Annotated in this window: 9 protein-coding genes; all 9 read right to left on the bottom strand. The window is 60.0% G+C overall.

Annotation, left to right across the window (positions count from 1 at the left end):
* Positions 1 to 121: 121 nt before the first annotated feature.
* Complete coding sequence (locus ABIZ35_RS09965) at positions 122 to 1,732, bottom strand: TonB-dependent receptor (RefSeq protein WP_348219742.1); 1,611 nt, start codon at positions 1,730 to 1,732, stop codon at positions 122 to 124.
* Between the two features lie 53 nt (positions 1,733 to 1,785).
* On the bottom strand, positions 1,786 to 3,786 hold the full coding sequence (locus ABIZ35_RS09960) for a TonB-dependent receptor (RefSeq protein WP_348219741.1): 2,001 nt from the start codon (positions 3,784 to 3,786) through the stop codon (positions 1,786 to 1,788).
* A gap of 29 nt (positions 3,787 to 3,815) precedes the next feature.
* Entirely contained in the window at positions 3,816 to 5,369 is a 1,554-nt protein-coding gene (locus ABIZ35_RS09955; protein WP_348219740.1) for an HD domain-containing phosphohydrolase, read from the bottom strand.
* 28 nt (positions 5,370 to 5,397) lie between these two features.
* A complete protein-coding gene (locus ABIZ35_RS09950; RefSeq protein ID WP_348219739.1) occupies positions 5,398 to 7,866 on the bottom strand; it encodes an ATP-binding protein in 2,469 nt (822 codons plus the stop codon).
* A gap of 27 nt (positions 7,867 to 7,893) precedes the next feature.
* Positions 7,894 to 8,895 carry an ABC transporter substrate-binding protein gene (locus tag ABIZ35_RS09945; RefSeq protein WP_348219738.1) on the bottom strand — a complete coding sequence of 334 codons (1,002 nt, stop codon included), beginning with the start codon at positions 8,893 to 8,895 and terminating at the stop codon, positions 7,894 to 7,896.
* A gap of 242 nt (positions 8,896 to 9,137) precedes the next feature.
* Entirely contained in the window at positions 9,138 to 9,626 is a 489-nt protein-coding gene (locus ABIZ35_RS09940; RefSeq protein ID WP_348219737.1) for a Rieske (2Fe-2S) protein, read from the bottom strand.
* 128 nt (positions 9,627 to 9,754) lie between these two features.
* Entirely contained in the window at positions 9,755 to 10,342 is a 588-nt protein-coding gene (locus ABIZ35_RS09935; protein ID WP_348219736.1) for a hypothetical protein, read from the bottom strand.
* Positions 10,339 to 10,887, bottom strand: a complete 549-nt coding sequence (locus ABIZ35_RS09930) for a zf-HC2 domain-containing protein (RefSeq protein ID WP_348219735.1) — start codon at positions 10,885 to 10,887, stop codon at positions 10,339 to 10,341. Before ABIZ35_RS09930 ends, ABIZ35_RS09935 begins: the two co-directional genes overlap by 4 nt.
* Positions 10,884 to 11,228, bottom strand: a 345-nt coding sequence (locus tag ABIZ35_RS09925) for a sigma-70 family RNA polymerase sigma factor (RefSeq protein WP_348219734.1), incomplete at its 5' end; no start/stop codon positions are given. The genes ABIZ35_RS09930 and ABIZ35_RS09925, both read right to left, overlap by 4 nt.

Here is an 11,228-nt window from a genome sequence, read left to right as displayed (position 1 = left end):
CTTTGAGCGCCTCCAAAACGACCTGCGCTTTGAAGGTGGCGGAATAGTGTTTTCGGGTGTTGGGCATGGTGGTGTATCCACCTTAATTGTGCCCGATTTGCTGTCCTAATTTATAGGACCATTATAGACCGAGCGAAAATCCGCTTTCGAGTTCAAAGCCGACGGCGCGGGCAGTCCCCAGATTCTCCGATTGGATGAGCGTGGGAATACCTGCGGGAAAGGGCGGCGGCGCGACCTGCTTTACGACGCTGCCGATAATATCTGTGATGTCGTTGTAAAACAGATTGAGGCCGACATAGCCCGCCGAAAAGTCCCGCCGATACCCCGCCTCGAAACTCGATACTTTTTCCGGCTTCAGGTGAGTATTGGCGATATTGCGAAGATCGATTCCCGGAGCTAGCGGGATCGACAACTCCAGGTAGGTATCGATTTGCGTCGGAGCACGAAACGCCGTGCCGTAAGACAAGCGCACGGTCTGATCCTTCGGCAGATGGCGCACGACGCTGAGGCGGGGCGAGATTTGCGCGGGGTAAAGCGGATTGCGATCCCATCGCACGCCGGCGAAGAGGTTCGTCACGTCGTCAATCTCGACTTGATCCTGAACAAACATGCCGGAAAGGTCCTGCCCATGCGTATCTTTGCCAGTCAATGTCGTACTGTAATCCGCATGGCGATAGCTTGCTCCGTAAAGCAGCTGGTGGCGGTCCGTAAGACGGCGTGATTGCTGCAACTCGGCATTGAGGATCTGTCCCTTAAAGTCGAAGCCGCTTCCATTGACGCTTTGTGAGTTGCGGTACACTCGGGCCATGATTGGATTTGGCCCTTTGTCTTCGTTATAGGTCAGTGTGAATGAGTTCGTGCGCCACTTGGCGTCCAAAGCCGTTATCTGCATGGACAGGTCCCCTATGGCGTCGGAGTTGGCCGCAGCGAACGTGAGCGATCCGCGCGACAGCTGCTTCTGCGCATCCAACGTGAGGATCGGAACCCGTGAGCTGTCACGAACATGGCCCGACTGGCGCTCGCCGAACCCAGTGCTCCCATGGTAACCCGCCCCGACCACGATCGCCCAATCGCCCGCCTTGCCCTGCGTATTTGCCGCCTCGATGAACGTGCTGGAATGCTCGCCGTAAGCCGCCGTGGCCGATGTACGTTTGCCCGCCGCCAGCAGTTCCTGCGGCGTCTTGGTGATGATGTTGATGACGCCCCCGAAGGCGTTGGCGCCGTAGAGCACTGAGCCGGGACCACGCACCACTTCGATGCGAGCGATCCGAGATAACAACAGCGGCTCCATATTCCAGAAAACGTTGCCGTCAATATCGATATTGATTGACCGACCATCCACCATGACCAGCACTTTGTTCGCGTAAACGCCGTTGAACCCACGGATCGCAACATTGACCTGCGATTTGTTCGGCTCCATCACATCCACGCCAGGGACCGAGCGCAAAAGCTCGGCAATGCTCGTCGCTCCCGACTGCTGGATATGCTCCGCCGTAATGACCGTAACGGCGGCGGGCGCATCGGTGATGCTCTGCGCGGTCTTGGACGCAGTGACGATCATGGCGTCGCTAGCGAGCAGCAGCTCGTTATCCGCCGAGGTATCGCGGTCGCCGCTCGCGCTGGCGACCATGATCGAATTCGGCTGCTGCGCTCCCGCCCTCGCGCCTGAGAGGCTAGCGGCCAATCCCAGCGCTGCCCACAGCATTCGGCAGTTTCGGCGCTCTGTTTCCATTTTTTTAATCTCGATAACCATCGTTTTACTATTTTTGATCGAATGCATCTTACTTAGAATTTACCGTCCGCACGGAACCAAAGAGTGCGCCGCTGGGCTTCGGCGCTTTTGCTCGGGGCCATGGCGCTGAGCGAGTCCACATATTCCGAATGCCGATCGTCCAGCAAGTTCGTCGCGGAGAGCGATACAGTCCAGGGATTCGCCAGTCCCCCCACGCGATACCCAAGCCTGGCGTCCACTGTTGTGTAGGCGCGGAGCGTCGCCGGCGGATCGGAAGACGCGCCGACAAAGTGAGCGGCAAGGTATCCGGTCACACGCCGGCGCTCATCGGTATTCAGAACCAAATTGATCTTGTGGTGCGGCGAGTATATGACCTGCTCTCCATTCTGATACGTCACATTCTGGAAAGCGTAGTTGAATAGGCCGTGAGCCCCATGCGGCAGGGAAAAGCCGCTTTCCAGTTCAAAGCCGACCGCGCGCGCTTTCCCCTGATTGACCCATTGGACGGTCGTGGGAATACCAGCGGGATAGGGAGCCGGAGCGTACTGGGTCACGGTGTTGCCAATGAGATCCGTCACGTCGTTGTAGAACAAGTTGAGACCCACATACCCCGTCGCCAGATCTTTGCGGTATCCCGCTTCGAAGCTGGAAACTTTTTCCGGCTTCAGTCCGGTGTTGCCGATAATATTGAGGTTCACTCCAGGCAGCAGCGGTGAGGAGTAATTGACGAACGTGTCCAGAAGCGTCGGAGCGCGGAACGCCGTTCCATAAGAAAGCCGAAGCGTCTGCTCCTTTGGAAGATGACGCACGACGCTGAGGCGCGGCGAGACCTGCGATCCATAGACGGAATTGTTATCCCAGCGCACGCCTGCGAATAAGTTCGTCCTAGAATCGATCAGAATTTGATCCTGGATGAACACGCTGGCGAGGTTTTCCGAGTGTCGCCCCGATCCGGTCGGCGTCGCTTGGAACTCGCCTTGACGGTAGCTGCCGCCGTAAAGCAGCTGATGTCTGGCGGAGATCTGGCGCTGCTGCTGCAAGTCAACATTGACAATCCGGGCGTCGAGATCAAATTCACTGCCTTTCAATTGCAGCGAATTGCGATAGATCCGCGCCATAATTGGGTTCGGCCCCTTGTCCTCGTTATACGTGAGTGTAAACGAGTTCGTATGCCAATTTCCATCCTCGACGTTTGTTTGCACGGAAAGATCGGCCTTAGCGTCCGAGTTACTGGCGGAGAACGCCAGCGAGCCGCGCGAGGTCTGTTTTTGCGCGTCGACCGTCAGAATCGGTGTGCTAAAGCTATCTCGCACCTTGTCTGGCTGACGATCCCCAAAGCCTTTACTCCCATGGTAACCCGCACCCACCGTGACGGCCCAATCTCCGATCTTGCCCTGCGTATTCGCCGCCTCGATAAACGTGCTGGTATGCTCCCCGTAAGCCGCCGCCGCAGACATGCGCTTGCCATCAGCTAACAGTTCCATCGGCGTCTTGGTGATGATGTTGATCACACCGCCGAATGCGTCGGCGCCGTAAAGAACCGAGCCGGGACCGCGCACGACTTCGATCCGCGCGATCCGAGACAGCAGCAGCGGCTCCGTGTTCCAGAAGACGTTGCCTTCGATGTCCTCATTGATCGAACGACCGTCGATCATAACCAGGATTTTGTTTGAGTAAACGTTATTGAAGCCTCGGATCGCAATGTTGGCCTGGCTCTTATTCGGCTCCATCACATCCGCGCCGGGAACCGATCGCATCAGTTCCGCAATCGTTGTGGCGCCCGACTGCTGGATCTGTTCGGCCGTAATGACCGTGACGGCGGCAGGCGAATCGCTGATGTGCTGGGCCGTTTTGGAGGCAGTCACGATCATCACGTCGCCGGCCATCAAAAGCTCCATATCCGCCGAGGTGTCCCGTTCAGCGCTCGCGCTGGCGACCATGATGGAATCCGGCGCCGGAGCCTGCGCCTGAACCGCCGTTCCCGAAAGGCCGGAGGCTAACCCCAATGCGGCCCATAACATTCTGCGTCCTCGGCGAACGACGATCGTTTTCATATCGACAATCATGCTATTCCCTTGAGCGATCAAGCCGCCTGCTGATGGATCGCTTCCTGCGCTCGAATAATCTCGATAAAGAGTTCCGCCAGCTGGGGATCGAACTGTGATCCCGAACCACGCTCGATCTCCCCAAGAGCGTCGTCAATGGACATTCCCGACCGATACGGCCGGTCGAGCGTCATGGCGCTGAAGGCGTCGGCGACCGCCATAACACGCCCGAGAAGCGGGATCTCTTCACCGGCAACGCCGCTGGGGTATCCCTTGCCGTCCCAGCGCTCATGGTGGTTCGAAACGGCGTCGAGGATATCGTTGAGGCGCGGCAGGCCGTGGATGATCAGCATCGACAGCGTGACATGCCCCTTCATCACTTCGTACTCTTCGGCGGTGAGCTTGCCTGGCTTGCGCAGTATGCTGTCAGGGACGCCGATCTTGCCGATGTCATGCAGCAGGCCGGCGACCCGAACGGCGTCCAGCGTCTCGCCGGAAAGCCCCAGCGCGTCCACGAGCTTGAGCGCGTAACCAGTCACATCCTCGGAGTGGCGCTTAGTGTAATGGTCTTTGCGGTCGATTGCCGTCACCAGGCCGTCCAGCACTTCGAACTTGCCGTGCGAGGGGTCCACGCCTTCCAGCACATGCTGGAGGTGGAGCGTGACTTGATCTCCGCCGTGGCTCTTGCCTTCGTAAAGCGCCGTGTCCGCAGCGGTGACCAGGTTCGGCGCGGAGCATCCCGCCGAGCGGGTATCAGCAACACCGAAACAAAGGCGAACAGGCAGGTTCGCGCCGTCCGGGCTCTTGAACGGATGAAGCCCGAGATACTGCTTGATCTCATTCGCCACGCCCTGCGCCTCTACCCCGGTGGTGGATGGAAGGATGACCATGAATTCGTCGCCGCCGCAGCGCCCCAGCACTCCCTTTTCACCACAGATCGCCTCCAGGGAGCGCGCCAGATGCCGCAGGACTTTGTCGCCGGTCGGGTGACCGTAAGTATCGTTGATCAGCTTGAAGCCGTCCATATCCAGCATCATCACCGAGACGGTGTCGTCGGGGATGGCCTCCAGAAGCGTCTCCAGCCGGTGATGAATAGTCTTGTGGTTGAAAAGACCGGTCAGACCGTCGCGCTCCGCCAGATCCGCAAGCTGCGCCTTAGCGGCTTCCAGCTCACTAATGCGCGCTTCCAGTTCATTCACCAGACGGCCGTTCTCGGAACGAAGCGTACGTCGCTCCACGGCGCGCGTCACCACGGCGTCCAGCTCCCGAATGTCTTCCAGGGGCTTCAGGAGATAATCGAAAACACGGCCGGTCTTGAAGGCCTCGACGGCGTTCTCCATCGATCCGTGTCCGGTCAGGATGATGAACTCCGTCTCGGGAGTGAGCAGATGCGCCGCCTCCAGAAGCCCCATGCCGTCGAGGCGGGGCATCTTCATGTCGGAGACGACCAAGTCATAGGAGCCCTGCTGCAGGAACTCCAGCGCCATCTGTCCGTCTTCGGCAAGCGTCACTTCATGTCCGCCGCGCCGGAGCTGACGGCCCAGCATCAGCCGAAGAGCTTCTTCATCGTCCGCTAATAATACTTTTGCCATGGTTCTATTCCTCTGGGGCGGTCGGAGCTTAAGCCGCCCGCCGCAGTTCGTTTTCTTGCTCGTTGGTGTCCGCTTCTAAAAGCGGGAGGGTGATCGTGAAGACGGCGCCGCCGTCGTTATGCGTCGTGATCTGGCCTTTGTGTTTTTGCAGGATGCCGTGGCTGATCGACAGCCCCAAACCGGTGCCCTTGCCGGCTTCCTTGGTGGTAAAGAACGGGTCGAAAATATGCGCCGCGACTTCCTCGGGAATACCGGTCCCGTTGTCGTGAAACTCAATACAAAGATGGCCATTCTCGGACCAGGACCGGATGGCGATCTCGCCGTCTTTGCGGCCTTCCATGGCGTCGCGGGCGTTGGTGATCAGGTTGATAAAGACCTGCTCCAATTCGTTCGCGTCGCCCATAACTTGCCCTTCGCCGGCTTTCAGATCGAGCTTGACCGAGATATCGTGCGCCTTGAGCTGCGCATCGATCAGAATAAAGCAGTTCTCGACGACTTGATCCACCGTCACCGGGACCATCTCGTATCCGCCGGCGCGGCAGAAGGTGCGCAGGTGCTTGATGATCTTCATCATGCGGCCTGTCTGGCCTTCGATCAGCGCCAGGTCTTCCAGGACATCCGGAGAAAGATTCGGTTCTCCCTGGAGCTGCTGCGAAATGCCGCGGACAATGGCGACCGGCTGGTTCAGTTCGTGGGCGACGCCCGCAGACAGCGTGCCGAGCGACGCCAGCTTCGCGGACTGCACCAGCTGCGCCTCCGCGGTGTCCAGCTCCGTTCGACTCTGCTGAAGCGATTCGGCCATGGTATTGAAGGCCACGGCGAGATCGCCGATCTCCGCCGGCGCCCGCTCATCCACCCGTTTATCGAGCTCGCCCTGGGCGATCGCCCGCGTTCCCTGCGCCAAACGCAGGATCGGTCGCAGGATCACGCTCGCCAGGAAGAGGCCGATAACACAGCTGACCGCGCAGGAGATCAAAATAATCGCCAATGCAAAGACCGAGAGACGCCGGCTCGCGAGATGGAGAGCGCTGGCGGTGAGCGGCGGAATGCGCCGAGCGACCTCCGCCGACGCGGCGCCCGCCGCCGCCGCCATTCGCCGGTCACTATCCTGCTGCGCCTGCTCCGCCTGTGATCGAATCGCCTCCTGCATCTCCTTCAGCTCGGTGCTCGTCTGCTGATTGGTTTTGCGCTGAAGCTTGCCAAAGATCTCGCCGGTGCGTGTCCGCACCTGTGCGGCGGTGTCCGTGTGCAGACGGCCAGCGTCCTTCTGGAGACGTGTCGCCGCGATCTCCGAGGAGTTATGAATGTCCTGATTCATCTGCCGCAGAGAATGCTGCGTATTCCGCGCGATATCGTTCTTGAACGACCGCACCGGCGACATCACTTCATCGCTCGGCTGAGCCACTACCAATTTCCACCCAAGCGTCTCAATCGGCGCGACCTGCCGCATCATCTGCGCGGAAGTCGGGCGCTCCTTCAGCAGCGCCGCGCCGTTTGCGCCGGTCACATACGCATAGCCGTTCTTACCGATGTGCGTATTACGGATCGTGTCCCAGAGGTCTTCCATGGAGAGACGCGCCGAGAGAACGCCAATGACTTTGCCCCGATACAGCTCCACCGGAACGGCGAGGCGCAGGACGGGAGCTCGGCCGAACTGGGACGGGGTCTCCAGACCGACATAGGTATCACCCCGCATCCCCGCCCGAAAGTATTCCGTATTGAAATGATTGGACAGGTCCGAGGCGGTCACGGCCTGGTCCGAGACGGACATCGCCGTTTCCTGACCGTTCAAACTCATCACGCTGACGAGCGTGAACATGGGAAACCGGCGCACGAGCGCGTCGAGCACGGCCTTTTCGCCGGCCCGGTCACCATCGTAGACATTGAGCATCTGCGCGGTCAGGGCGAGATAGTTCTGGTTGGTCTGCAAGTAGACCTCGGTGAGCTGTGCGAGCTGCCGCGCCCGCTCCTGCATCTGCCGATTGCTTTGATCGAGCATCGCGGTCTGAACCCGGTCGGCCACACGGGCTTGAGTGTAGTGCGCGGAGCTGGCGAACAAGCGCCCCATCTGGCCGTTCACGTCGCTCAGAATGTCGCGGTTCGTGGAAAGCGATTGGCGCATCGCGCCATCAAAGCTGTTTTGCGTAACACGGGCAAAATCGTCGCCCGTTTTCGCGATCGAATCCGCCTGGCTCTTTTCCCACTGCTTCGAAACGTTTTGGCCGGCTTGGAGCGAGATCTCCGCCATCTTGCGGCCGGAGCTGCGCACGGTTTCCTGCCCGACCTGCTGGAACTGCTTGCCGGCGTCCTTCACGGCGGAGCCGTTGATCCGCTCCATCGTGTGGGTCATCGTCACGATCTGCTCGCGGGCGACGTGGCCGACCGTCAGCACCGTCATAGCGATCGGGACGGCCACTACGGCCATCAGGATGGGAACCAGCCGCCGGGCCAGCTTGCTCTTCAAAATCGTCTTAATATTTAATCGTGTTTCGTTCATGATGATTTCGTGCTAATTTACTTCGAGTTATTTCTTCGCCGCGCCGGAGTCAACAACTTCGTCCGCAAGCCGCAGCACGGAGTTCGGGACTGTCAGGCCAAGCGCCGCCGCGGTGTCCAGGCTGACGGAAAGCATGGTTTGTCTGGGGCCGCGCACGCTGGTCTGTCCCGCCTGCGCCGAACCGTCCAGCAGGGGCGCCGCCATCTCGGCGTTCACATCGCCGAGGTCTTGTAAATTCGCGGAGAGAGCCAGCAGCGCCCCGGCGTGGACATTGGCGCTGGATGTGCCCAGGACCGGCAGTTTATGCTGCTTCGCGATTTCGAACGTGTCGGCGAGCGCCTGCGGCCCGGCCGATGCGGGGTCGACGATCAGCCAGAACGCGCCCACCGTTCCCGCCAAATCTTCCAGAGCCGCCTTGCGATCCGCGCCGGGCGCCATCGCCTGCGCCACGATCTCAATATGCAGCCGATCCGCATCCTGCCGGGCGGCGCTCAAAAAGGCGAGCGAGGTGGCGTCGCCATCCGTGTAGAGAAGCCCGACCTTGTGGATCTGGGGCAGGATCTGCTGCAGCGAATCCAACTGCTTCCCCGCGCTGATTTGCAGCGTCGTGCCGGTAAAGGATCCGCCCGGCTGTGAGAGGGACTTGGCGACCCCTAAACTGATAGGGTCCAGGATCATACTGAACACACAGGGACATGTGGGACGCGCCTCCGAGATCGTCCGGGTGGCGTCCGTCCCCAGTGTGAAGATGAGACTGTTGTTCTTCTGCATCTGCGATTTGATCGTCTGCTGATCCTTGTCTTTATCTCCAGACAGCGCGATCACGGCAATATCGGTCGAGTCGCCGTATCCCCGGGACTTCAATCCTTTGATGAATCCCAGCGAGGAGGGGGCGTAAAACGCAATGTCTCGGGATTTGACGACCAGGACTCGCCGCTTTGATGCACCCGAAGCCGCCAACGCGGGGGCGCAAAATCCGTAAACGGCGGCCATCAGGACCAGCAATATTAGAGAAATAAAACGCTTCACAAGTATGCGACTCTCAAACGACGTGAAAATTTAAAATGTCGGCCAAGAACTGACCCAACGGTTTCAATATCGGCATTTTCTACCGAGATATTTAGCAGGTGAGCAACGTTTCTTTACGATACTTATGGGCTTGGGAAAGGATTCCGAAGAGATGAGAAGAGGAGCGGCCAATAAAAAGACCCTGAAAACATTACTGTTTTCAGGGTCGGGGGATATTTCTCGCCGGAGAAATCCGAGCGAATTTAGCGCGGAGGAGGCGCGCCGGCGGGGAGGCCGCTGAGATCGAGTTCGATCTGATTGCCCTTCTTGCGGGCAGGGACGGTCGCTAGCGGCTCCATCAGCTCCGATGGGGAGCGACGCGTGCCGGCGAGACACTTGCCATCCGCCGCAAACAGGGCGCCGTGGCAAGGGCAGGCGTAATCGGACTTCGTCGCTTGCCAGCTGACTTCGCAGCCCTTATGCGTACACCTCAGCGAAAGCGCGGTGATTGTCTTGTCATCCGTGCGCGTGACGGACAGCGCACGGTCGCCGACGGCGACCCGCGTCGGCGTATTCAGCGGGAACTCCTCGGCCTTGCCAATGGCTGTCCACACAGCCGTGTCGTTGACAGGGACTGGCTTCTCGGCTTCCTTCGCGTGGCTCACGGCAGCCGGCAGCAGCAACAGCGCGCCCGCGCCCGCCGCCACTTGCAGCACTTCCCGGCGATTCAACCCTTGCGTTTCTTCGTTCATTCCCGCTCCTTGAAAAATTACGTCTGGTCTCACACAGCCCAGCGCGTCGTTGTGCTTTATGAGAGACTTCATTATAACGCGCATTGTTCAAAGAAGCCAGCGTGAACTTTTCTCCACATCCTCGCCATTCAATTCCGCCGCGCGATCGCCTCCAGAACAGCGCCCATCCCCATCGCCGCCGCCGCGATGATTTGCAGTGAGCCGACAATGGGAACGGCTGACGCCAGCAGCAGCAGCGGAAGGCCGACGCGAATGGCGCCGAGGGTGTCCGGGGGCGCGCCGTCGAGCAGCAAGACCACTCGAGTCCCAAGATGCGCGGATGAAACAAGGACGCCAAAACCCGTGAGCATTACGCCGGCGATCAGGATCAGGATTCCGATTAACGCGAACATCTCGACATTGATGAAGACGGCGGCGGCGGTGGCGACGAAGATCGCGCAAAGAATTCCCCAAACAAAATGCAGAAGACGAGCGCCCTGGGAGTTGTCCAGAGCGCGCTCACCGATCGCGATCAGCTGTGGGCCTTTATTGATTCCAACGGCGAAGATGCAGAGCGCGGCGAACGCGGCGAGGGTGAAAAAGACGACGACCGGGCCACCGACGAGAACCACCACCATCCCCCGGCCGTCCCCGGCGTGGGCGGCCGGGACCAGAGTGAGCATCAGCAGCAGGGAGGCGACGAAAGAAAGAAAAACCAGACGAAGTCGATTATTCAAGCCGTTCGCCTCCGGGCGTATTGGATCAGCGCGAGGTTAGCGGCCAGTGCGATCAGACAGGCGGGCAGGATCCACGCGGACGTGGGGATCGCGCTTTGTAGGGCGACGACGGACGCCGGCAAATCACGTACGGATTCCCACAGTGTGGAAGTCGTCACAGGAACCGGCGGTGGAGCCAAGACAATGCCCGTGGCGGCGACCTTCACGCCCATCAGTTGAGGGTAAAGCGCCCAGGATAGTCCAAAGATCGCGATCGCAGCCACGACGGCGAAGGCGGCCTGCCGCCAGAGCGCAGGCCTCGACGGCTGAGCTGAAGCCGCGCGCTCTTCGATCTTCGCCATCAGGCGAAACGTAAAATCGCTGCTCACGGAGACAGGTTCCTGCACCCACTGCGTGGCGGCGCGGGACAATTGGCGATACTCGCGCCAGTGATCCGTGCAGACAGGGCAGACGGCGAGGTGGGCGTCGAGCGCCTCACGCTGGGCGCTGGAGAGTATTCCGTCCAGCGATTCCTGGATATAAGTTTGGGCTTGTGCGCAGTTCATGATTCCCAGTACCCCGCCAGTGTCCCGCGCAGCTGCGCGCGGGCGCGAAACAGATGTGTCTTGACCGTGCCGATCGGCAGTTCCGTCGCCATGGCGATCTCGTCGTAGGAAAGATCGTCCAGATGGCGCAGTAAAAATACGGCGCGATATTTCGGCGGCAGGTCGGCGACCGCCGTTTGCAGACGCTCCTGAAACTCCTCGGTGAGAAGCAATTGAAGCGGCGTGTCGGATTGGTCGGCGGGGTCGACCACGGCGTCCAGCACCAGCGTCGCCGGCATGCGGCCGTGGGCGCGCAGCTTGTCCAGGCATCGATTGACCGTGATGCGATAGAGCCAGGGACG

It is taken from the genome of Capsulimonas sp. (assembly GCF_039929585.1).
In the GTDB taxonomy this organism is placed as follows: Bacteria; Armatimonadota; Armatimonadia; order Armatimonadales; family Capsulimonadaceae; genus Capsulimonas.
Note: the sequence above shows the minus strand (reverse complement) of the source record. Positions and strands in the feature narration are given on the sequence as shown.

Excerpts from the sequence above, each read along its gene's own strand:
- ABIZ35_RS09940 (WP_348219737.1), bottom strand. The coding sequence starts at position 9,626 with ATGAACGAAGAAACGCAAGGGTTGAATCGCCGGGAAGTGCTGCAAGTG.
- ABIZ35_RS09960 (WP_348219741.1), bottom strand. The coding sequence starts at position 3,786 with ATGAAAACGATCGTCGTTCGCCGAGGACGCAGAATGTTATGGGCCGCA.
- ABIZ35_RS09965 (WP_348219742.1), bottom strand. The coding sequence starts at position 1,732 with ATGGAAACAGAGCGCCGAAACTGCCGAATGCTGTGGGCAGCGCTGGGA.
- ABIZ35_RS09950 (WP_348219739.1), bottom strand. The coding sequence starts at position 7,866 with ATGAACGAAACACGATTAAATATTAAGACGATTTTGAAGAGCAAGCTG.
- ABIZ35_RS09955 (WP_348219740.1), bottom strand. The coding sequence starts at position 5,369 with ATGGCAAAAGTATTATTAGCGGACGATGAAGAAGCTCTTCGGCTGATG.
- ABIZ35_RS09930 (WP_348219735.1), bottom strand. The coding sequence starts at position 10,887 with ATGAACTGCGCACAAGCCCAAACTTATATCCAGGAATCGCTGGACGGA.